Source organism: Chryseobacterium aquifrigidense, from assembly GCF_006716485.1.
Classification (GTDB): Bacteria; Bacteroidota; Bacteroidia; order Flavobacteriales; family Weeksellaceae; genus Chryseobacterium; species Chryseobacterium vietnamense.
This window is the reverse complement of sequence record NZ_VFPD01000002.1, coordinates 320,372-344,079: the sequence shown is the minus strand read 5'-3', so window position 1 is coordinate 344,079 and position 23,708 is coordinate 320,372. Positions and strand designations below refer to the sequence as shown.

21 protein-coding genes are annotated in these 23,708 nt (G+C 37.5%); 18 read left to right on the top strand and 3 right to left on the bottom strand.

Going from position 1 to position 23,708, the window contains the following annotated elements:
- Positions 1-44: 44 nt before the first annotated feature.
- Entirely contained in the window at positions 45-602 is a 558-nt protein-coding gene (locus FB551_RS16680; RefSeq protein WP_142018304.1) for an SPOR domain-containing protein, read from the bottom strand.
- A 184-nt stretch (positions 603-786) separates the two neighbouring features.
- Here FB551_RS16680 and FB551_RS16675 point away from each other — a divergent pair, with 184 nt between their 5' ends.
- The 13 genes from FB551_RS16675 (at position 787) to ypfJ (ending at position 16,824) form a co-directional block, all read left to right on the top strand.
- The gene (locus FB551_RS16675) at positions 787-2,145 is read left to right on the top strand and encodes a c-type cytochrome (RefSeq protein ID WP_047426932.1); all 1,359 of its coding nucleotides are present in this window, start codon (positions 787-789) and stop codon (positions 2,143-2,145) included.
- A gap of 23 nt (positions 2,146-2,168) precedes the next feature.
- On the top strand, positions 2,169-5,228 hold the full coding sequence (locus tag FB551_RS16670; protein ID WP_047426928.1) for a TAT-variant-translocated molybdopterin oxidoreductase: 3,060 nt from the start codon (positions 2,169-2,171) through the stop codon (positions 5,226-5,228).
- 25 nt (positions 5,229-5,253) lie between these two features.
- Complete coding sequence (gene nrfD / locus FB551_RS16665; protein WP_034691792.1) at positions 5,254-6,651, top strand: NrfD/PsrC family molybdoenzyme membrane anchor subunit; 1,398 nt, start codon at positions 5,254-5,256, stop codon at positions 6,649-6,651.
- A complete protein-coding gene (locus FB551_RS16660) occupies positions 6,638-7,159 on the top strand; it encodes a DUF3341 domain-containing protein (RefSeq protein ID WP_034691794.1) in 522 nt (173 codons plus the stop codon). Before nrfD ends, FB551_RS16660 begins: the two co-directional genes overlap by 14 nt.
- A 1-nt stretch (position 7,160) precedes the next feature.
- Positions 7,161-7,850 carry a c-type cytochrome gene (locus FB551_RS16655; protein ID WP_047426924.1) on the top strand — a complete coding sequence of 230 codons (690 nt, stop codon included), beginning with the start codon at positions 7,161-7,163 and terminating at the stop codon, positions 7,848-7,850.
- A gap of 8 nt (positions 7,851-7,858) precedes the next feature.
- Positions 7,859-9,190 (top strand): hypothetical protein, encoded by a 1,332-nt coding sequence (locus tag FB551_RS16650; RefSeq protein WP_034691800.1) that lies wholly within the window; start codon positions 7,859-7,861, stop codon positions 9,188-9,190.
- A 116-nt stretch (positions 9,191-9,306) separates the two neighbouring features.
- Positions 9,307-10,323 carry a hypothetical protein gene (locus tag FB551_RS16645; RefSeq protein WP_047426918.1) on the top strand — a complete coding sequence of 339 codons (1,017 nt, stop codon included), beginning with the start codon at positions 9,307-9,309 and terminating at the stop codon, positions 10,321-10,323.
- 116 nt (positions 10,324-10,439) lie between these two features.
- Positions 10,440-11,639 carry a hypothetical protein gene (locus tag FB551_RS16640; RefSeq protein WP_142018303.1) on the top strand — a complete coding sequence of 400 codons (1,200 nt, stop codon included), beginning with the start codon at positions 10,440-10,442 and terminating at the stop codon, positions 11,637-11,639.
- A 3-nt stretch (positions 11,640-11,642) separates the two neighbouring features.
- A complete protein-coding gene (locus FB551_RS16635) occupies positions 11,643-12,179 on the top strand; it encodes an adenine phosphoribosyltransferase (protein WP_142018302.1) in 537 nt (178 codons plus the stop codon).
- A 239-nt stretch (positions 12,180-12,418) separates the two neighbouring features.
- Complete coding sequence (locus FB551_RS16630; RefSeq protein WP_047426909.1) at positions 12,419-13,126, top strand: YfgM family protein; 708 nt, start codon at positions 12,419-12,421, stop codon at positions 13,124-13,126.
- 3 nt (positions 13,127-13,129) lie between these two features.
- Positions 13,130-13,648, top strand: coding sequence for a 6,7-dimethyl-8-ribityllumazine synthase (ribH, locus tag FB551_RS16625; protein ID WP_034734563.1), 519 nt, complete (start codon positions 13,130-13,132; stop codon positions 13,646-13,648).
- A gap of 168 nt (positions 13,649-13,816) precedes the next feature.
- Positions 13,817-15,895: an LTA synthase family protein gene (locus FB551_RS16620; RefSeq protein WP_142018524.1), complete on the top strand. Its 2,079-nt coding sequence runs from the start codon at positions 13,817-13,819 to the stop codon at positions 15,893-15,895.
- Between the two features lie 65 nt (positions 15,896-15,960).
- Positions 15,961-16,824 (top strand): KPN_02809 family neutral zinc metallopeptidase, encoded by an 864-nt coding sequence (ypfJ, locus tag FB551_RS16615; RefSeq protein ID WP_142018301.1) that lies wholly within the window; start codon positions 15,961-15,963, stop codon positions 16,822-16,824.
- Between the two features lie 59 nt (positions 16,825-16,883).
- Here the strand turns inward: ypfJ and FB551_RS16610 are convergent, their stop codons facing one another.
- Positions 16,884-17,744, bottom strand: coding sequence for a GLPGLI family protein (locus FB551_RS16610; RefSeq protein ID WP_047426899.1), 861 nt, complete (start codon positions 17,742-17,744; stop codon positions 16,884-16,886).
- Between the two features lie 355 nt (positions 17,745-18,099).
- On the opposite strand from FB551_RS16610, the gene FB551_RS16605 reads away from it, so the two are divergent.
- The 5 genes from FB551_RS16605 to sufD all read left to right on the top strand — a co-directional run bounded on the left by FB551_RS16605 (position 18,100) and on the right by sufD (position 22,707).
- Positions 18,100-18,429: a HesB/IscA family protein gene (locus FB551_RS16605; protein ID WP_027372006.1), complete on the top strand. Its 330-nt coding sequence runs from the start codon at positions 18,100-18,102 to the stop codon at positions 18,427-18,429.
- Positions 18,430-18,514: 85 nt separating this feature from the next.
- A complete protein-coding gene (gene sufB, locus FB551_RS16600) occupies positions 18,515-19,963 on the top strand; it encodes a Fe-S cluster assembly protein SufB (RefSeq protein WP_034691827.1) in 1,449 nt (482 codons plus the stop codon).
- A 6-nt stretch (positions 19,964-19,969) separates the two neighbouring features.
- Positions 19,970-20,473, top strand: coding sequence for a GNAT family N-acetyltransferase (locus FB551_RS16595; RefSeq protein WP_142018300.1), 504 nt, complete (start codon positions 19,970-19,972; stop codon positions 20,471-20,473).
- 18 nt (positions 20,474-20,491) lie between these two features.
- Entirely contained in the window at positions 20,492-21,235 is a 744-nt protein-coding gene (gene sufC / locus FB551_RS16590; RefSeq protein ID WP_142018299.1) for a Fe-S cluster assembly ATPase SufC, read from the top strand.
- Between the two features lie 164 nt (positions 21,236-21,399).
- Positions 21,400-22,707: a Fe-S cluster assembly protein SufD gene (gene sufD, locus FB551_RS16585; RefSeq protein WP_047427858.1), complete on the top strand. Its 1,308-nt coding sequence runs from the start codon at positions 21,400-21,402 to the stop codon at positions 22,705-22,707.
- A gap of 75 nt (positions 22,708-22,782) precedes the next feature.
- Here sufD and FB551_RS16580 read toward each other — a convergent pair whose 3' ends face one another.
- Positions 22,783-23,706: a DUF3078 domain-containing protein gene (locus FB551_RS16580; RefSeq protein ID WP_047426894.1), complete on the bottom strand. Its 924-nt coding sequence runs from the start codon at positions 23,704-23,706 to the stop codon at positions 22,783-22,785.
- Positions 23,707-23,708: the final 2 nt, after the last annotated feature.

Here is a 23,708-nt window from a genome sequence, read left to right as displayed (position 1 = left end):
AAATACTCTCAGCTTTTCGCTTTTTATGTTGAAATAAATTTTTTCTATTTCGCCTCGGCACAGAAAATTCTATACTGTACTGCTACTGCAGATTTAAAGTATTCTCTGATTTTAGAAAGGTCGCTGGCAGCACTTTGTTTTGTGAAATAACTTCCGGCTAAAATTTTATAATTAGGTCTTAAAGAGGCATCTGTCTCCACTTTCAGATTAGGAAATCTCTTTCTGAAATAAGACTTTACTTCATTAGCTTCTTCATTGCTTTTCACCGTTGTAATCTGGATTTTGAACCCTAAAATTCTAGGATTTTTCTTACAGATTTCAGCATTGGTAAGTTCTCTGCTTGGTACAAAGATCTTAGGTGGTTTTGTACTGATTCCCGTAGAAATTCCACTATCACTATTACTGAAATCTTTAGAAGAATTTGTTGGGGCAACTTTAGCACACTTCCCTTCAATTCCTTCCAAAGCAGCATTTATTTTGGAATCCATTGTCATAACAAGCTCTGTTCCTGACAGGGTATCCTTTTTAACAACTTGCTGTGCTTCAATATTATAAAATCCAAATAATGATAATATCGAAAATATTTTGATTAGATTTCTCATTTAAACTTGTTTCCGCAAATTTATACAAATTAAAAAACTATACCAAACTGGTTATTTAGAATCAATACAAATTAAACGTAAATGATATTTTCCCTTTTCGATATACCGTTAAATTCCTGTTAAAAATATTATTTTTGCGGAATTGATTGAATGTTCAATAATTTACTAACATAAGATAATTTAAATGATTAGTTGGAGAAAGCATTATAAAAAAACGTTGATCGCAATAGGCTTATTGCTATCAACCAGTGCTTCATTTTACGGGCAAGACGGCGATCCTAAAAACGGAGAGAAACTTTTCAAAGCGAATTGTACTGCATGTCACGCGCTGGACAAACAAGTTGTAGGACCACCATTAAAAGGGGTTGTAGAACGTGTAAAGACAGAAGGTGGTGTAGACAAAGATTGGCTTCACAAGTGGATCAAAGACAACAAAGCTCTAAGAGCTTCTGGGGATAAATACGCTAATGAGATTTTTGAAAAGTTTAACAAGACTGAAATGCAGGTCTTTCCAAATCTTACAGATAAGGATATTGACGACATTTTAGCTTTCACAACTAACCCTCCTGCTCCGGAGGAGAAAAAACCGGAAGCAACTCCTGCAACTGACGCTACTGCGGCAGCTCCTGCAGACAAAACTACTACAAACGTTGTAATCATTTCACTTTTAGCGATCGCAGGTTTACTGGTTTGGATCTTGGTAAAACTAAGACAATTGGTAAAACTAGGCCAGTCTGAAGATTTAGCTGGACTTAACGAAACAAGAGTTCGTTCTTTCAGTGAAATGTATGAGAAGTTCCACTTCATTGGTAAAGGTCTATTGGCAATCCTTGCTATTTTGGCTGCTTACGGAGTATGGAACTGGCTAATGTGGATCGGTGTTTACAAAGGATACAAACCTGAGCAGCCTATCTACTTCTCTCACAAAATCCACGCTGGAGAACAGAAAATTGACTGTCAGTTATGTCACTCTAGTGCCAAATACGGAAAAGTATCTGAGATTCCTTCTATGAACGTTTGTATGAACTGTCACAGAACAATTTCTGAATACAACGCAGATCACTACATGGAGCCAGGAAAAGACAAGGCATTCTATGACGGAGAAATCCAGAAGATCTACGCTGCAACAGGTTGGGATCCTGCAAAACAACAGTACACAGGAAAAACACAGCCGGTTGAATGGACAAGAATCCACAACATGCCAGACTTCGTTTACTTCAACCACTCTCAGCACGTAATTGCTGGAGAACAAGCAATCATCAATTCTTTCAACAAAAAGAACCCTAACAACAAAATAGATGTTGTATGTAAAGCTTGTCACGGTAAAATTGATACAATGAATGTTGTTCAGATGGCAAACGACTTTACTATGGGATGGTGTATCGAGTGCCACAGAACGACTGAGGTTGATATGAACAACGGTTATAATAAAGAGTACTTCAAAAATCTACATGACAAGTTGAAAAAACAATATCCACAAGATGGAGGTAAGATCACTGTAGATGCAATTGGAGGTCTTGAGTGTGGTAAATGTCATTATTAATAACTAAAAAATTAGAAGTATAAATGGCTTCAAACAAAATACAATTCAGAAGTATTCATGAACTTAAAGATCCAGCTTTGAATAATAAGCTGGCTCAGAAAGAGTTTCAGGAAGAAATTCCGGTAGAAGATTTCCTTGGAGATGCTGAGAAAAACGGATCTAGTACTTCAAGAAGAGATTTCCTTAAATTACTAGGATTCTCTACAGCAGCAGTTACATTAGCTGCCTGCGAAGCTCCGGTAATCAAAACGATTCCTTATGTGGTAAAGCCGCATGATATTATTCCGGGAATCCCTAATTATTACGCTTCAACCTATTTTGACGGTTTCGACTTTGCTAGTGTTTTAGTAAAAACCCGTGAAGGTAGACCTATCAAAATTGAACCCAACCCAGCTGGTGGTGATTTAGGTAAAACTAATGCAAGAGCTCAGGCAAGTGTTCTTTCTCTTTATGACAATGATAAAGTAAAGCAGCCTAAACTAGATGGTAAAGATGAAACTTTCGACAAAGTAGACAGTTTTGTTATCAAAGGTTTGGAAGAAGCTAAAGCGTCAGGCAAAAAGATTGTGGTTTTATCACACTCTTTTGCTTCACCAACTTTCAAAAAGTTATTCGCTGAATTCAAAGCTAAATATCCTACGGCTGAATTAGTAACTTATGATGCTTTCCCTTACTCTGCAGGATTAGATGCAGCTCAGGAAGTATTCGGACAAAGAGCATTACCTGTTTATGACCTTAACGGTTCTGAATTGGTAGTTTCTTTCCAGGCTGATTTCTTAGGAGACTATAATGCTTCAAGCTTAGAAACTTCTTATGCAGCTGCTAGAAAACCGGGAGCAAACATGTTGAGACACATTCAGGTGGAATCTAACATGTCATTAACCGGTGCTAATGCTGACTCTAGATACAGATTAAAACCAAGTGCTGTAAACAAAACTTTAGTTGAAGTTTACAACGCAATCGTAGGTGGTGGTACTTCTGATAAGACTGCAACTGAAATTGCTAACGAATTGAAAGCAAAAGGAAGCAAAGCTGTTGTTTTTGCTGACGGTTCTAAAGGAGCACAGGTTTTAGCACACTTGATCAACCAGAAATTAGGATCAGTAGCTTTCACTGGTAAGGCAAACTTCCTTAAGGAATTCAACGGTGCAAGATACCAGGAGTTCTTAGGATGGGTAAACGCTGGACAGGTTGGTGTATTAGTTACCAACAATGTAGATCCTATCTACTCTCATCCAAAAGGAGAAGATTTTAAAAAATCTTTATCTAAAGTTCCTTATGTAGTTGCTGTAGCAGATAAGAAAAATGAAATGTACAAAGCAGCGAAAGCTGTAATTCCGGTAGCTAACTGGCTGGAGTCTTGGGGAGATATCGAACCACAGACTGGTGTATATTCATTAATGCAGCCTACAATCCAGAAAATCTACAAATCAAGACAGATTGAAGAATCTCTATTGGTTTGGAAGAATGGAAAAAACAATGCAGCAAACAACTACTACGATTATTTAAAGGCAAGCTCTGCTTCTCTTTTAGGTGGTACTTCTTTCAACAAAGCATTGTATAACGGTATCAACGCTTCTACGAATACAACTACTTTAGCGTATACAGGTGGAAACGCTGCTCAGGCTGTTGCTGAACTAGGAAACTTTAAAGCTTCTGAATTAGAATTAGTATTATACACTAAGACTTCAATGGGAGACGGTACTCAGGCAAACAACCCTTGGTTACAGGAGTTACCTGACCCGATCACAAGAATGTCTTGGGATAACTATTTGACAATTTCTCCTAAAGATGCAGAGAAATTTGCAATTGACAACGATCTTAATGCGAGAATGCAGTTGGATGGTTCTATTGTAAACCTTACTGTAAACGGAGTTAAAATAGAAAATGTTCCTGTATTCGTACAGCCGGGACAAGCTGAAGGATCTGTAGGTCTTGCACTTGGATATGGTAAGAAAAACTCAGGAGCAACTGCTGATACTGGTGTAAATGCTTATCCTTTATTTGACGGTTCTAACCTTGTTCTTTCAGGTGTTAAAATTGAAAAAACAGGAGAAGATCACGAGTTCGCAGGGATCCAGCTTCAAAATACATTAATGGGTCGTTATGAAATCGCGAAGGAAGTTCCTTTAGCTGAATTCATTAACGTTGCTTTTGATGATGAGCACAAAGGATGGAATAAGCCTTTGGAATACCACACGATCAGCGGAGCGCTTCCAGCGAGAAAAATCGACCTTTGGGATGCTTTTGATGATACAGATGGTCCTCACTTTAACTTATCTATTGACCTGAATTCTTGTACTGGTTGTGGAGCATGTATTATTGCTTGCCAGGCAGAAAACAACGTTCCTGTAGTAGGTAAAGAAGAAGTAAGAATGTCCAGAGATATGTACTGGTTAAGAATTGACCGTTACTACTCTTCAAGACAAAAAGTAGAAGTTTACGAAGGATTGAAAGAAGGAATGGCTGTACCTGAATTATATGGTACTGCTTTCGGAGACGGAGGTGCATTAAACCACCCTGCAGACAACCCGGATGTAATCTTCCAACCAGTAATGTGTCAGCACTGTAACCACGCTCCTTGTGAAACTGTATGTCCGGTAGCGGCTACTTCACATGGTAAGCAAGGTCAAAACCATATGGCTTACAACAGATGTATCGGTACCAGATATTGTGCAAACAACTGTCCGTACAAAGTAAGACGTTTCAACTGGTTTACTTATAACCTAAATGACAAGTTCGATTTCAACATGAACAATGATTTAGGAAGAATGGTACTTAACCCGGATGTAGTTGTAAGAACTAGAGGGGTAATGGAGAAATGTTCAATGTGTATCCAAATGACTCAGAATACTATTCTTGAGGCTAAGAAAGAAGGAAGAAGAGTGAAGGATGGAGAATTCCAGACTGCTTGTTCTAAAGCTTGTTCTACCGGAGCAATGACATTTGGAGACATGAATGATAAAGATTCTTCAATTAGAAAGCAATATGCATCTAACAGAAGATATTATTTACTAGAGGAGATCGGAACAAAACCAAACGTGTTCTATCACACTAAAGTAAGAAACAGAGTAGAAAAATAAAGTTTAAATAATAAATAGGTAAAAAATGTCAGGACATTACGAAGCTCCGATAAGGGAACCTCTAATTATTGGTCACAAAACTTATCACGATATTACAGAAGATATCGCACGACCTATCGAAGAAAGAGCAGGTAAATTATGGTGGATCTCATTATATGCTGCACTAGTTCTATTCCTCTATGGATTCGGCTGTATCGCTTACACTATCGGGACAGGTATTGGAGCATGGGGGCTTAACAGAACTATTAACTGGGGTTGGGATATTACCAACTTCGTATGGTGGGTAGGTATCGGTCACGCCGGGACCCTAATCTCCGCAGTATTATTATTATTTAGACAGAGATGGAGAATGTCTGTAAACAGATCTGCAGAGGCGATGACGATCTTTGCGGTTGTACAGGCAGCAATCTTCCCTGTAATCCACATGGGTAGAGTTTGGGTTGGATACTGGGTATTCCCTTTACCAAACCAATTCGGTTCTCTTTGGGGGAACTTTAACTCTCCTCTACTTTGGGACGTATTTGCAATCTCCACGTATTTCTCAGTATCAACTGTATTCTGGTTCATGGGACTAATCCCTGACTTTGCAATGATCAGAGATAGAGCTAAAACTCCTTGGACTAAGAAAATTTATACATTCCTAGCATTCGGTTGGGGTGGTAAAGCAAAACACTGGCAAAGATTCGAAGAACTTTCTTTGGTTCTTGCAGGTTTGGCAACTCCGCTTGTATTCTCAGTACACACTACCGTATCATTTGACTTCGCAACTTCGGTAATTAAAGGATGGCACTCAACAATCTATCCTCCTTACTTCGTTGCCGGTGCAATCTTCTCAGGATTTGCAATGGTACAGACGCTATTGTTGGTTGCAAGAAAAGTGTGTCACTTAGAAGAGTATATTACCATGTATCATATCGAAATTATGAACATCGTAATCATCTTAACCGGTGGTATGGTAACTGTAGCTTACGCAACTGAATATTTCATCGGATGGTACTCAGGATCTAGATTCGAAGATTTCACATATCTTTCTCCAGGTGCTGCTGTAGGACCTTACTGGTGGGCATTCTGGTCATTGATCATCTGTAACCTTGTTATTCCTGCTTCTTTCTGGTTCAAGAGACTAAGAACGAACATTATCTGGACATTCATTGTTGCATTGATCATCAACATCGGTATGTGGTTCGAGCGTTTTGATATCATCGTTATCAACCTTTCAAGAGACTACTTACCAGGATCATGGACTATGTTTAAGCCAACGATCATTGATGTAGGTGTATACTTAGGAACAATCGGATTCTTCTCTGTATTATTCTTATTATATGCAAGAACATTCCCTGTAATTGCACAGGCTGAATTAAAATCGATTTTGAAAATCTCAGGTGAAACTTATAAAGCAAAAGAAGGAGATGAGCACCACTAAAATTGTATACGGACTTTATGCTGACGACGACGATTTAATGAACGGCGTTAAAGCATTCAACGATAAAGGAATCGCAATTAACGAAGTTTATACTCCGTTTCCGGTTCACGGACTAGACAAAGCTTTAGGTTTAAAGAAAACTAGAATTTCTGATGCCGCTTTCTTATATGCTCTTTATGGGGTTACTATCGGTGCTACTTTAACCTGGTATGTAATGAACCACGACTGGCCTCAGAATATCGGTGGTAAACCAGCTTTTGACTGGGGACACAACATGCCGGCATTCGTAGTTCCAATGTTCGAATTAATGGTATTCTGTGCAGCTCACATGATGTCTTTAACTTTCTTGGTTAGAAACAAAATGTATCCGGGAGCTCCGGCTCAGAACCCAGATCCAAGAACTACTGATGATAAATTCATGATGGAATTTGTAACTGAAGATGTAGAATCTGTAAAACAGTTGCTTATTGAAACTGGAGTTGAAGAAATAACTGTTAAAGACGCTTAAAATGAAAAAGAATGTATTAAAAATTACAGCGGTTTTAGGTTTAACAACAGTTTTACTTAACTCTTGCGGACCAAAGGAGAACACTCCGTTGGTATATTTCCCGGACATGTATTTTCCGGTAGCTTATGATCCATTGATGAAAGCTCAGGATGCTTATTCAGATCATGAAAATGAAATTCCTGCTTTTGTTAAAAATAATGGTGCAACAGGTCTTTCTCCGGTAGAAGGATCAGTTCCTCAGAATAAAGACGGAGTTTTTGAAGAAAGCTTATTACCTAAAAACGTTGACGAGTACAACGCAGGGTATGAAGCATCTAAAAAACTTACAGCATCTCCTTTGAACCCTGCTAATGCAGCGAAGGATCTTGAAAGAGGTAAAATATTGTTTGATCACACTTGTGCTGCATGTCACGGTACAGGAGGTGATGGACAAGGACCTATCGTTCAAACTGGAGCATTCTCTGGAGTACCCAACTATGCTGACAGAGAAATTACTGTAGGATCTGTTCATTATGTATTAACAAACGGTAGAAATGCCATGGGATCTTATGCGGGACAATTGAACGCAGGAGACAGATGGAGAGTAGCAATGTATGTGATGAGTGCTTTCAAAAAAGGAGCAGCAGCACCGGCAGCAGCTACAGCGGCGGCACCAGCAACAACTGAAACGACTACCGAAACTAAAAAATAAGAAAAGAAATGTATAGTTTTTCACCAAAATTAAAATCAACTTCTATAATACTTCTTGTTGTAGGTTTAGTTCTTTTCGGTATTGGTTTCTTTTTGAACAAAGGAATTTCTACTGAGAAAATAGAACAAATGATGGAAGCTGTTCATGCTTCAGGTCATACTGCTCCTACACACTCAAGTGAAATGGTTGGACCTCAGGATCACGCGGCTCACCTTGAGCACGCTACATTGCAGGTACACAACCAGCCTTTAGCAGCAATACATTTTGTAGCTGTATTTTTCTTTGGAGTAAGCTGCTGCGTATTATTCTTCTATTCTATTCAGCACGCTGCACACGCAGGATGGCCAATCATCATTACAAGAGTAATGGAAGCTATTGCTTCTTATATCCCTTATGGTGGTGCAATCCTGGTAATCCTGATGATCTTAAACATCACTCATAATGGTCATTTATTCCACTGGATGGACCCTGAATTGACAAACCCGGATTCTCCGCATTTTGATGTGATCTTATTCGAAAAGAAAAAATTCTTAAATATTCCTTTCTACGCAGTAAGAACTTTAATCTATGTGATTGGTGCTTCTTTCTTCGCTTGGAAATTAAAAGCTCAGTCTAAGAAAGTAGACGAAACGAAGTCTAAAGTAGAGTATCAAATGCTTTACAGATGGGCAGTAGGATATATCGCATTCTTCGGATTTGCTTCTGCAGCTTGGGCTTGGGACTGGTTGATGTCTATTGACCCTCACTGGTATTCTACAATGTATATCTGGTATTCAATGGTTAGCTGCCTTTCAAGTGGTATTGCTGTAATCATTTTATTAAGTGTTTACCTTAAGAAAAATGGTTTCTTACCACAGTTCAATGATAACCACTTACACGATTTAGGAGTATTCCTTTTCGCTACAAGTATGCTTTGGACATATACATGGTTCGCTCAGTTCATGCTTTACTGGTATGCCAACGTTCCGGAAGAGGTAAACTACTTCTTTGGTAGATTCCAACACTACTCTCCTACTTTCTTACCGATGTTGATCATCAACTTCTTATTACCACTATTGGTATTAGTAAGCAGCAGCATCAAGAGAAACTACAAAGTAGTTACTACAATGGCAGTAGTGGTGATCTTAGGACACATCCTGGATTACTTCAACATGGTAATGCCGGGAACAGTAGGACCATACTGGAACACTCCTGAAGTATTCCTGTTAATCCTTGGAGCAATCCTATTCGTAGCTGGATTATTTATGTTTACTGTACTTTCAGCTTTATCTAAACTGAAGTTGATTCCTACAGGAAACCCATTCTTACACGAATCTGAAATTTATGAGTATCCTTTCTAAGGACTTATAACAAAATAAAATTATAAAAGACTGATTGTTAAAACGATCAGTCTTTTTTTATGCATATCAGGTAACTCATCGCCATTGATGGGATCAACAACTAAAAAAATCTTACTATGAAAACCAAATTTTTCCTTTTCGCGTTCTTCCTTTTTTTATATAGTTTTATTTCTGCACAGACCATCACTTTCGTTTCTGAAAAAAGTAATACTCCCCTTCCCAGAGTTTCAGTGTTTGGGAAAGACGGAACTATTGTAGCGTATTCTGATATTGAAGGTAAGATTGACAAACAATCCCTCTCGCCTGCCCAGGAAAAATTTCAGCTTGTCTATAACAATTTTCCGGTTGCCACTTTATCTTATTCCGACTTTGATCAATCCGTTATAAAAATCAATGATCAGGTAAAAGAGATTGAAACCGTGGTCATCAAAAATAACAAACCTGCCAGGTATATTTTTATCAAAGGAAACTTTAATGCTTATGTAACGGTAAACAATAAGCTTAATAGCTATGCTGATGGAATTGTAACCTACATTTTTGACAATAAAACAAAAAAACTGAAAAGCACCAATGTGGAGCAGTACAGAGTTTTCAGACTGACAGAATCTAAAAACGAGAAGAAAGAAACTTCGTCATGGGATTATGGAAATTCTTTACAGATTCCAAAACTTAAAAATGTAGGAAATCCCGAGGAATATAAAACAAAAAGAAATATCATCAGAGAATTGAAGGGTGACCGTAACGATCAGATTGAAGTGACAGGTGGAGCACTTCAGGAAAAAGAATTTTCATTTTTCGGATATAGATTTTATGATATCAGAACCATTCTGAACATGTCATTTGAAAAGGGGTCTGAAAAAACACTGAAAGATTTCCAGGAATATAATGAACTCGTTTTTGTTAAGCTTAAACATAAAAGTGAACCTGAATATAATCAGATTGCAGTCTACACCAATTTCTATCCTACGGAACTTAGCTTCAATAACGACAATGATATTGAAAAAGTAAAATTTGATAAAGAAAACAGTAATTACAAAACTTCTTACTGGCAGGATTCTTCCTTCCCTAATATGCAGACAATCTTCAGTAATTTTTTCAAGGGAGACTTAAAAGAACAACCCAATAAAAAGTAAAAATATAGGATTATGGCTACCGGGATCAAGAAATAAAACAAGCCATAAAACATAAAGTGAAAATAAAATCCAGTATTAATAAAGGTTTTATTAAATTTGCAACAAACCAAATAAAAATGAAAAAGTTTTCTTTTCTACTTGTTTTCAGTCTGTTGCTTTTTACAGCATGTAAGAAAGATCATGTAGATGCTACGAATACTAAAACACTGCAGTCAAGTATCAATGATATGACTTCCAGTTTACCTACCATTAAACAGATTAAGTTTAATGAGGCTCTTTATATCCTTAAAACATTCGGAGTAGAGGCAGATGGTGATATCAATGAGCTAAAAGCACTTGGAAAACTGATTAACGGGAAGAAAGTTCCTGAAATCATGTCACTGGCTGACGAAGTGGCTCAGAAAAACGGAATAGAATGGGCTAGTACTGCCCCGCCATCACTGGGAGAAATGAATATCTTCGGGGATGATAAAGCTAAAGAAAGCGATCCTAACGATGTAAAAGCAGGATCATTAAGCCTTATAACAAGACCTACAGGAGATGACGGAACCGGAGCGCCTACAGCAATTCAGATTGTTCCGAGACTTGTAGATGCTGCCGGAAACCCTGTATCTTTCACAGGAGCTGGCCTTGAAGCAACTCTTGAAGTCTTCAGTAACGGTGTGAGATTGTCTACAGCTAAAAACCTGATGCAGGATAATAACTTTAAAGGATTCAACTTAAAGTTCTCATCTATTCCTGCTTCAAAAGTGGTAGATAATAAAATTGACATCACGGTTTCTGTAAAAACAACGGCTAAGACTTTCAAAATGTCTAAAATCGGTCTTGACGTCAATGCAGCAGCTCTGAAAGTGCCTGCCATCCCAAAAACTGATTCTACAGCGGTAACAGAACAACCAAGCGCAGTGGTTGATCCAAATAATCCAACAGCTGCTACCGGAACAACTACGGATCCTGCCACAGCTACTCCTGCAACACCGGCTGCTCCAAAGCAACCTACTGCAGATCCTAAAAATACAGTAAGTAAGTTCCTGAACAGTGTAAGTTCTCAAAACTTAAAAGCTGCATACGAAACTGCCAGCAATCCAAGTTGGGGAAGCTATGAATCTTTCTCAAATCCTACTTCAGGTTTTGGATCTGTAAAAAATGTAAGTGTAAAAAATATTACAACTAACGGTACCTCTGCCAACAGTGCGAGTGTAAACGCCACTTATGATGTGACGGATAAAAGCGGGAAGACTACTTCTTTAAAAGTAACTTTCGGGCTTAAAAATGTAAACGGAGACTGGAAAATTTCCAGCTATAAAATCAATTAATAAATGGCTTCAGCAGAACTGATCAAGAAATTAGAAGAAACAATTGAAAACATCCCTGATTTTCCGATTCCAGGAATACAGTTTAAGGATATTTCACCCATCTTTTTAGACCCAAAACTTTACGAAGACGTCATTGCAGACCTGGTAGCGTTCAGTAAAGGAAAAATAGATGCAGTCTGCGGAATTGAAAGCCGCGGTTACCTTTTTGGGATCGCAATTGCTGTAGCACTGGAAGTTCCATTCATCTTAATCAGAAAAGCAGGAAAACTTCCGCCGCCAATCATTTCGGAAAAGTATGATCTGGAATATGGAAGTGCTATTATTGAAACCCGCGAAGGCCAGATAAAACCAGGACAAAGAGTTTTAATCCATGATGATCTCTTAGCAACGGGGGGAACTACTGAAGCAGCAGCAAAATTGGTAGAAAAGCAAGGAGCTATTGTTTCACAGCTTAGTTTTCTTATCGGCTTACAAGGCTTGAAAGGTGATGAAAAACTGAAAAAATTCGGTGCAGAAATTTATCATATTTTAAGTTATTAAAATTGACCCTAACAAGATAAATGCTTCGACTCCGCTCAGCATGACAATGGCTAATAATTTACTGTGAGATTAAAACAGATACTATTAGAAGTGTCATGCTGAGCCTGTCGAAGCATCTTTTTTTTAATAAATTCATCATTCACGATTAACAATTCACAAAATTTCATCAATAATACTCACAAAGTATTTTGTAAATCTCTCAGAAACAATTAAATTTGCATTTCAATTTTTAAAAACTTATGGCAAAATTGGGAAAGAGTGCTCAGAATGAGCAAGAAGGTAAAGAAACGGTTGAGTTCTTTAAAGACCTTGACAGAGAAGCATTAAACACTGAAAGATTTGTTGAAAAATATTCAAAGCCACTAGGTTTTGTATTTGGAGTACTGATTTTGGGAGTTTTAGGATTCTTTGCTTACAAGCAATTTGTAATTGCTCCAAAGAACACTGAAGCTGTGAAAAGTTTCCTTGCTGCTCAGAAAAACCTCGCTGAAGGTAAAGATAAAGACGCTTTGGGTGGAAAGTCTGCTGCTAATCCTGGTTTTATAGGTACAGCTAATGAATATTCTTCTACTGAAATTGGTAAACTTTCTGCTTACAATGCCGGTTTATTAAAATTCAAAGAAGGAAAGTTCCAGGAAGCGTATGATCTTTTGGATAAATTCTCTTCCAAAAACAAAACATTAATGGCAATGAAGTATGGAGCTATGGCTGATGCTAAATCAGGTCTTAACAAAAACGATGAGGCATTATCTTTGTTAGACCAGGCAGCTACAGCATCTGACGATCCTTATACAACGTATTATTTTACAAGAAAAGCAGGTATTGTTGCTTTAGGATTAAAGAAAAATACAGAAGCTAAAAAATACTTCTCTGCAATTGACGAGAAATATCAGGACTACGACAACGGAATGTCTGATTCTTATATCGAAATGACTAAATATTATTAAAAAATGGCAACAGTTAATCTTTCCGATTACAAGCCACTTCATATAACTAATGCCGAAGATTTTTCTATCGGCATTGTTTTTTCTGAGTGGAATGATTTTGTAACCTACAATCTTCGTGATGCAGCTTTGGAAATTCTTGAAAAAGAAGGGGTAAAACCTGAAAACATTAAACTTTTCCCTGTACCCGGAGCTTTTGAACTGAACTATGCAAGCATGCAGCTTTGCAAAGAGAGAAAATACGACGCAGTAATCTCCATCGGATGTGTAATCCGTGGCGAAACACCTCACTTTGACTATGTATGCTCTGCAGTAGCACAGGGAATTAAAGACTGTAACATCATGACTGATACTCCTACAATCTTCTGTGTATTAACAGATGACACCAAAGAACAATCTATTGCAAGAAGCGGTGGTGATCTTGGAAATAAAGGGGTGGAAGCAGCCGTTACAGCGCTTAGAATGATTGATTTCAAAAAGAAATTATCTGATAAAAAAGGGAATATTGGTTTCGGACACTCTTAACTTCTAATTCACTTTAACACTATAATGGGGCTATTTTTAATAGTCCTTTTTTTATTACTATATAAATAATTCATAAATCTTATTAATAAAAGGGATGTTTTTCTTTTTTTCCATCAAAAGTTCTCTACAAAAACTATCTTTGTGAAAATTAATAAAGACAGTCAATACATGTTTTTAAAAAAAATAAAACCTTTCCTGTACTTAGGAATTTTCTATCTTATTATTTCGTTGATAATAAGAACAGTATTCTTTTTTCATCCTATTACTACCGCCAGTTTTGGATTTTTCGAAGTTGTAAAAGTTTTGTTGGTCGGTCTGGTAAATGACATTTTTGTTTTTATATTGGCCAGCTCCATTCTCGCTCTTTACTTCCTCTTTCTTTCCAATTCAAAATATAAAAAGCCTTACGGTTATAGTATTTTGGGAGCGTTAGTTCTGTTCTTCCTTTATATCTGGCTTATTCCAAACAATATTTTCAAGCAGTATGGAGGTTCTATCATGGAGATTGCACTTGTTTTCGTAGGAATAAAGACGCTTTTCTTCGGATTGATGCTTTTCCTTCCCACACAAAGGATTAAGATCCGTAATACACTATATTTCATTACATTACTATTATACGTTCTTCTGATTATTTTCAATGGAGTAAGCGAATACTTCTTCTATAATGAATTTGGAGTTCGTTATAATTTTATTGCAGTAGATTATCTTATTTATACCAATGAGGTAATTGGGAATATCATGGAAAGTTATCCGGTTGTACCGCTATTTTCCGCCATCATGATCGTTACCCTTGCCATCACATGGTTTATTTATAAGAAAACAAAGGATGAGCTTCTGGAACTTCCTGATTTCAAACAAAAAATGGTGCTGCTGGGCAGCTTTATGGTACTTTGTGCGCTTAGTGCACTGGCCATACCTTCTTTGATGCAAATCAGATCTGACAATGTTTTTGCAGACGAAATTGAAGCTAACGGACTGCCTAAATTCTATTGGGCGTTTACCCATAATGAGCTGGATTATTTCCAGTTTTATTCACAGATTAACCAGCAGCAGGCCGAGAAGAATTTCTTAAGCCAATATCCGCAACATAGTTTATCAAGAGCAGTTGTTGCAGAGCAGCCTGAAGTAAAGAAAAACGTGGTATTGATCTCCATTGAAAGTCTTTCTGCAGATTTCATGGAACATTATGGCAATACCCAAAAAATCACTCCTTTCCTGGATAGTCTTGCTGATAAATCGCTGATGTTTACCAATCTTTATGCAACCGGAAACAGAACTGTACGCGGATTGGAAGCTTTAACATTATGCATTCCTCCTACAGCAGGAGAAAGTGTCATCAAGAGAGATGACAATAAAAATAAGTTCACAACGGGAAGTGTATTTAAGTCGAAAGGATATGATGTCAAATTTTTATACGGTGGATACAGCTATTTCGATAATATGCAGGACTTCTTCGGAGGAAACGGCTATGGAATCGTAGACAGAAATAACTTTAAACCTGAAGAAATTACTTTTGCCAATGTTTGGGGAGTTGCTGACGAAGATATGGCCAGAAAAGCTATTCAGGTGATGAATGCTGAAGCCAAGTCAGGGAAGCCGTTTTTCAATCATTGGATGACCGTTTCCAACCACAGACCTTTTACGTATCCTGACGGAAGAATTGATATTCCGGGCACCGCAAAATCGCGTGAAGGCGGTGTAAAATATACGGATTACTCGCTTAAATTGTTCTTCGATATGGCCAGGAAACAAGACTGGTATAAAAATACTGTTTTTGTGATCATTGCAGACCACTGTGCTTCCAGTGCCGGAAAAACAGAACTTCCGATGGATAAATACAGGATTCCTGCCATGGTATTTTCTGAAGGATTTATTCAGCCTCAGAAATTCAATGCGCTGATGTCTCAGATCGATATAATGCCAACCGTTTTGGGATTATTAAACTTCAGCTATCAGTCTAAATTCCTAGGCCAGGATGTATTCAAACCCGAATTCCAGCCTAAAGCTTATGTAGCAACCTATCAGGATCTTGGATTTATCAAAGGGGAGCGTTTGACCATTATTTCGCCGGTAAAAAAGGTAAAACAATATTCTTTAGAATTGGAAAAAAGCGATCTGAAACCGGAGTTTAAGCTGTATTACGACGAGAAATTATTAAAAAATCCAGATCAGAAACTGGTAGACGATGCTGTATCAGCTTATCAGTCTACTTCTTACTGGCTAAAAACGAAACAACTCAACAGATAAATATCTAGATATTTTCGCTTATAGTTTGGCGTAAAATATTTAAATTAACCCATAAATTTATTAGTATGAAATGGACAGACGACAGAGGCGGAAACGTTGATGACCGCCGTGGTTCAGGAGGCGGAAGTGGCGGTATGATTGTAGGTGGAGGACTCGGAACCTTAATTATAGCAGCCATCGTATTCTTTTTGGGAGGTGATCCATCCGGCATTCTGAATTCCGGGGTCATGCAGCCTTCAGGAAATTCCGGAGAACAAAGAGAGCTTACCGCTGGTGAAAAACAGGTTGGAGAAATGGTTGATATGATGGCCAAATGGAATATTCTTACCTGGGATCAGATTTTTAAAGAAAATGGAATGACTTACAGTGCCCCTGAGGTAGTTCTTTTCGAAAATACAACTTCTTCAGCATGTGGTACTGCCCAATCTGCTATGGGACCTTTTTATTGCCCGGCAGATCAGAAAGTTTATATGGATATGAGTTTCTTCAATGAACTTCAGCAAAAATTCGGGGCTAAAGTAACAGAATTTACGGTAGCTTATGTCCTTGCGCATGAAGTTGGGCATCATGTTCAGACTCTTTTAGGGACCACTCAGAAAGTAGATGCCTTAAGAAGGAGCGGAAGATACTCCGAAGAACAGATGAACAGAGTATCCGTTGCTACAGAGTTACAGGCTGATTTCTATGCCGGAGTCTGGGCAAAAAGAACCAATGACAGCAAACATATTCTGGAACCCGGAGATATTGAATCTGCCATAGATGCTGCAGAAGCCGTTGGAGATGATAATATCCAGAAAAGAGCACAGGGATATGTAAACCAGGAAAGTTTTACCCATGGATCTTCTGCCCAGCGTAAAGAATGGTTTATGAAAGGGTACAACACCGGAGATATCAGACAGGGAGATACTTTCAATCAATTATTGAAATAATTTTATCAGATTCATTGATTATAAAAACAAAATGCGGTCTCAGTGTGAGACCGCATTTTTTATTGCAATTCGATGGGATTAGAATTTTTCTTAGCTTCTTCTTTTACCCTTTCTTCCATTCTCTTTCTCATATCAGCAGGATTCTGGTTTCCTCCACCGCCGGGACCTCTTCCACCTCCGCCTATTCTTAAGGTAGTCGAAAAGCCACCTTGTCCGCCGCTTTGACTCATGAATGACATTGGGTCGGTTTTAAACTTTTGCTGCTGCTTTACATAATCTGTTCTTTTCACTTTTAAAGTATTTCCAAACTGATTCAAAGCCGGAAATTCAGCTATTTTATAATTCTTCATTAAATCAAAAGAATAATCTCCTTTATCATCTTCCACTTTTACAATCAGTCCCGGAAGTCCACCGAACTTATAAGGTCCGTCCTGATAAGGTAGATCAGTGGTAAACCATGCGGTCCATTTCCTTCCACCAAAATCAGTTTCAGCTTTCTGAACTTTATACTCGCCTATTTTTCTCGTTTCTGACTCTATTTTCCAGTTCAGGGGTCTGTCTTCTTCATACGAATACATATCACGGCCAATTCTGTCTTTAAAATAGGTCTTTTGGTTTGTTTTATCTTTTTCAATGGAATAGCTGATATTCGTTCTTAATCCTTCCATCTGATCTCTGTTGATGCTTACCCTTCCGCCTCCGCTCTGAAATGCTTTTTGCATAATGGAATCTCTTTTGATTCTGTTTTCAGAATAAAACACTGATTTTTCCGGAGAAATATCCAGATAGGCATTTTCCGTCTTGATATCTGTTTTATTTTCTGCATCAGGTTTCATAGTTACCTGGTACACAAACCTGTTTGTCTGTGCAGCAACATTCTGTATGAAGAGTGCTAATGCGATAATCCCTAATTTTTTCATTTATATTTTTATTTATTTTAATTCAATTGGATTTTGGATTGCATCCGTAAAAGAAGGTCTTTCTACAGATGGACTTTGCAATACAGGGTTTTCCATATAACGGTGAAAAACAACAAAAAAAAACTACTGTTTTTTGTTTCATTACCAATTTTCTTTTATAGATCGAAAATAAGATTCAAGGTTAAATCAGTAATGAAATCTTCACATTGAAAGGCTAAATTTATCATTTTTTAACATAATTTATCCTTTAAGAAATTGCTATTAATATCAGAATCATTAAAATAGATATCTTCGATTTGAGATTGCGGAAATTAGTTCGTATTTTTGCATCATTAAATCATTCTAAATAAATACAATGATAAAAGTATCAGACTATGCAAAGGAGAAAGCCATCCAGTTGATGACGGAAGATGGTTTTAACCCTGCTGAAGATTATATAAGAGTAGGGGTGAAAAGCGGCGGATGCTCTGGTTTAGAGTATGTTTTAAAGTTTGATAACCAAAAAACAGACACAGATCAGATTTTTGAAGATAATAACATTAAAATTATTATAGATAAAAAATCCATCCTTTATTTAGCAGGAACAACTCTTGAGTATTCAGGAGGATTGAACGGAAAAGGGTTTGTTTTTAACAACCCGAATGCATCCAGAACATGTGGATGCGGGGAATCATTTAGTCTTTAGAAAAAAGACATTAGATCCTAGATTTCAGACCTCAGAGGCCAACTCTGAATTCTGAAATCTACCATCTGAAATCTAAAAAATTATAATGAGTAAATATACAGAAGACGATTTAAGAGTCGATCTAGAAAATAAAAAATATGAATTCGGTTGGGAAACGAAAATCGATTACGAAGATTTCCCGATTGGTTTAAATGAGGACATCATCCGCGCCATCTCTGCTAAAAAAGAAGAACCGGAATGGATGACTGAATGGCGATTGGAATCTTTCAAAATCTGGCAGAAAATGGTAGAGCCTGAATGGGCCAATATCAAATATGAAAAACCGGATTTTCAAGCAATCCGTTACTACGCAGCACCTAAAGTAAAGCCTGAACTGGCGAGTCTTGATGAAGTAGATCCTGAGTTGTTGAAAACATTCGCAAAGCTAGGGATTAATATCGAAGAACAAAAAAGACTTTCCGGAGTTGCCGTAGACATCGTAATGGACTCAGTTTCTGTGAAAACTACTTTCCAGGATACGTTGGCAGAAAAAGGAATTATTTTCTGTTCAATCTCTGAGGCTATTAAAAACCACCCTGATTTAGTAAGAAAATATCTTGGAAAAGTAGTTCCAAGAGGAGATAATTTTTACGCAGCATTGAATTCCGCAGTATTTTCTGACGGAAGTTTCTGTTATATTCCAAAAGGGGTAAAATGCCCAATGGAACTTTCCACTTATTTCCGTATCAACCAGGCAGGAACAGGACAGTTTGAAAGAACGCTGCTTGTCGCTGATGAAGGAAGTTATGTTTCTTATCTTGAAGGATGTACAGCACCGTCAAGAGATGAAAACCAGCTTCACGCAGCTGTTGTAGAGCTTATTGCTTTAGATAATGCTGAGATCAAATATTCAACGGTACAAAACTGGTACCCTGGTAATGAAGAAGGAAAAGGAGGTGTATTCAACTTTGTAACGAAGAGAGGACTTTGCGAAAGAAATGCAAAAATCTCATGGACACAGGTAGAAACAGGTTCAGCAGTAACATGGAAGTATCCGTCTTGTATCCTTAAAGGAGACAATTCTATCGGAGAATTCTACTCTATCGCAGTAACGAATAACCACCAATATGCAGATACAGGAACAAAAATGATCCACATTGGTAAAAACACCAAATCTACGATCATTTCCAAAGGAATCTCTGCTGGAAAATCCCAGAACTCATACAGAGGACAGGTGAAAGTAATGCCTTCTGCAAAAGGAGCCAGAAACTTCTCGCAATGTGACTCTTTACTGATGGGTAATGAGTGTGGGGCTCATACTTTCCCTTACATTGAAATCAAAGATCCTACGGCACAATTGGAGCACGAGGCTACGACTTCAAAAATTGGTGAAGATCAGATCTTCTACTGTAACCAGAGAGGCATCGATACAGAAAGAGCAATTGCTCTGATTGTGAACGGTTTCAGTAAAGAAGTTTTGAATAAGCTTCCGATGGAATTTGCCATTGAAGCACAAAAACTACTTGAAATTTCATTGGAAGGTTCAGTAGGATAGAAAAATATGATAGCTACAGAAAGATTAATTTTAAGAAAACCTACAAAAGAAGACTTTGGAAGTTTCTTTGAAATTAATCATGATCCTCAGACCAATATTCACAATCCAGGCGGACCAATGAGTTTTGAAAAAGCAGAAAGCACATTTGCAAAAATGCTTGATCATTGGGACAACCATCATTTTGGAAGCTGGGCTATTGCTGAAAAGGATGATCCAGAAAATATAATAGGTTTCGGAGGACTGAGCTACAAACTCTACGGAGACAAAGAAAAATTGAATTTAGGCTATCGTTTTGCTTCCCAGGCATGGGGGAAGGGATATGCCACAGAATTCACAAAGAAAGCTATAGATTTTGGCTTTAAGGAGAACAATGAAGAAATATTTGCAATCGTTCGTCCTACCAATATAGCTTCTGTTAAAGTTTTGGAAAAGGCAGGCATGATCAAAATAGGGACTCTTAATGATGTTCCTGATCAACCTGAAAGTTTAGTATATAGAATTCAAAAATAATTTGTTTAAGCAAATAAAATGTTAGAAATTAAAAACCTTCACGCCAAAATTGAAGATGGCGCAGAAATATTAAAAGGGATTAATCTTGAAATAAAGCCAGGCGAAGTTCACGCTATTATGGGTCCGAACGGAGCTGGTAAATCTACTCTTTCCTCTGTAATTGCAGGAAAAGAAGATTACGAAGTGACTGGTGGAGAGATTCTTTTCCAGCGAGAAGACATCAGTGAAGATGCTCCTGAAGATAGAGCTCACAAAGGAATTTTCCTTTCTTTCCAGTACCCGGTGGAAATTCCGGGAGTTTCTGTAACGAACTTTATCAAAGCTGCTTTGAATGAGACCAGAAAAGCAAACGGACTGGAGGAAATGCCGGCAAAAGAAATGCTTGCATTAATCCGTGAGAAATCTGAAAAATTGGGAATCAAAAAAGATTTCCTTTCAAGATCATTGAACGAGGGATTCTCCGGAGGTGAAAAGAAAAGAAATGAGATCTTCCAGATGATGATGCTTAATCCTAAACTGGCTATTCTTGATGAAACTGATTCAGGGTTGGATATCGATGCTTTAAGAATCGTAGCAGATGGAGTAAATCATTTTAAAAATGAAGGGAATGCAGTTCTTTTGATTACGCACTATCAGAGATTACTAAACTACATTCAGCCTGATTTCGTTCATGTTTTAGCAGATGGAAAAATCATCAAAACAGGTGACAAGTCTTTAGCATTAGAACTTGAAGAAAAAGGTTACGACTGGCTTCTTAACTAAGAAGAATATATATTATTTCAGAGATTATTCTTTCTTGTAATCATTCATACAATGTGGCAGAAAAGAATCTCTACTATTAAAAATTGGTTTTCCTATTCCTCGGAATAACAATATTTTAGTTAATAAAAAAAGAAAAAATGGTGCAAACCACAGATATACCAGTAATGGCATTAAAAGAACAAATTATAGAGAACCATAATGAATTTTTGGAGAGTCTTCGTCACCGATTTCTGGATGACAGCAGAAAAGCAGCTCTTCAAAGATTTGCCGATCTTGGTTTTCCAACAAAAAAAGACGAAGAATATAAATATACCAATCTAAAGGAAATCACGGAAAAAAGCTACAACTTCTTCCCGAAAGAGAGCCACAACATCACTAAAGAGCAGTTTGATGAACTGCACCTTGGAGAAGAAAATTTTGATTGGATTGTTTTTGTAAACGGTAAGCTTCACAAAGAGCTTTCCAAAGTTTCTATTGAGAATGTAGAATTCCTTTCATTCAATTATGCATTGAATGATGAGAAGCATAAGGAGGTTTTTGAAAAGTATTTCAATACCATTGCTTCCAAAGAGCAGGCTTTTACTAATCTGAACCTTGCTTACTGCAAATACGGTTTCTTCCTTAAAGTTCCTAAAAATGTAGTGATTGAAAAACCAATCCACGTTTTTTATATTTCTCAGAATCAGGAAGAAAACACTTTTTACAATACAAGAAACCTTTTGATCGTAGAAGAAGGAGCCAAGGTAGAGGTGATTGAAAGCCATCACAATTTTGACAGTACTTATGTACTGACCAACTCTGTAACGGAAATCTTTACCTATCCTAATGCAAAAGCAGACTGGCATAAACTTCAGAACGATAACAATACCACCTATCTTATTGATAATACTTTCGCAAGACAGGAGAAAGACAGCTTAACCACTGTAAATACATTCTCTTTCGGAGGTAAACTGGTAAGAAATAACCTTGATTTTATTCATAATGGATCTAATATCAATTCATTCATGAACGGAATTACCATTATCGGGAAAGATCAGTTGGTAGACCACCATACAGCAGTTCACCACAACTTCCCGAACTGTGAAAGTTATCAGAACTACAAAGGAATTTTTGATGGGAATGCCCATGGAGTTTTCAACGGAAAAGTCTTTGTTGACAAAATTGCTCAGAAAACAAACGCTTATCAGCAAAACAACAACGTATTGCTAAGTGAAGGGGCAAGTATTGATACAAAACCTCAGTTAGAGATCTTTGCTGATGATGTAAAATGTTCACACGGATGTACCGTAGGACAATTGAATGAAGATGCTTTATTCTACCTTAGAGCAAGAGGAATTTCTAAAAAAGAAGCTCAGGCATTACTTTTATATGCTTTCGCGAATGATGCAATGCAAAACATTGATATAGAACCTTTAAAGGAAAAGATCTCAAAGCTTCTGGCTGAGAAATTAGGAGTTGATATAGAATTCTAAGACTTATATATATTGATAAACAAAAGCACTTCAAAATGAAGTGCTTTTTATTGTATCAGATACTATGTTTCTATCTTATTTTTTTAACCAGCTTTGGTTATCTTTATTTTCTGAACGCTTCTTACCATTATCAAAATTGTAAGCCAGACCTACACCTAATGTCTGTTTCAACTGGGTTTTCCAGATCTGATTGTGGTCATACAAAAGATCCAGGGTAACATTTGTAGAAATATATTTATTGATTTTCATGCTTAAAACTCCGCTGTATCCAAGAACAAGCCTCTCCGGATGATCAAGGTAATTTGAGAATACAGAAGCCGTGTTCAGCAAGGTAATATTTTCCATAATCTTCAGCTTGTACATTGCCGTTCCCAGGAAACCGAATTGGAAAAGAGAAGAATCACCATCGTTTTTAAGACCGTAAGTTCCTGCTTTCTGAAGATCTTCATCTAAAACAAAAGTCCATCTGGCATTCGCCGGACGTAAAGTCACTGTAAGATTGTCATTGGGACGGTAAGTAACCCCTGCTCCTACACTCAGGTATCCGGGAGCCATAAAATTGGAAATCTTTTTAGCATCAGGATTATTTCCATCTTCATAACCCGGAGCAAACTGAGTCTGGAGACCTGCACCTGCAGATAAATACCAATGCTTGGCAAATTCTCTACCGTAGTTTGTAGAAAGATTAATAACATCCTGTGTTTTTCTTACTCCAGTTCCCTGCGTATTGTTTTGTCCGTAACCCAGAATAATAATATTTTCCCAAAGATCTTTCCCTTTTTCATAAGTCAGGTTGTAATTAACACCGGCAAGCCATCCTACGTTATTGGCTCCTCCACCTACCCAGTTTGAAAAGGCAGCCTGGTTAAGCATTAATGTATTTTGTCCCTGAATAGACCATGCTTTAACAGTGTCGGATGCCGGAGCCTCTGTCTTAGCCTCCTGAGCGAATGTTACAGCCCCAAAAGAGATAGAACTGATCAATAAAAGTTTTTTCATAA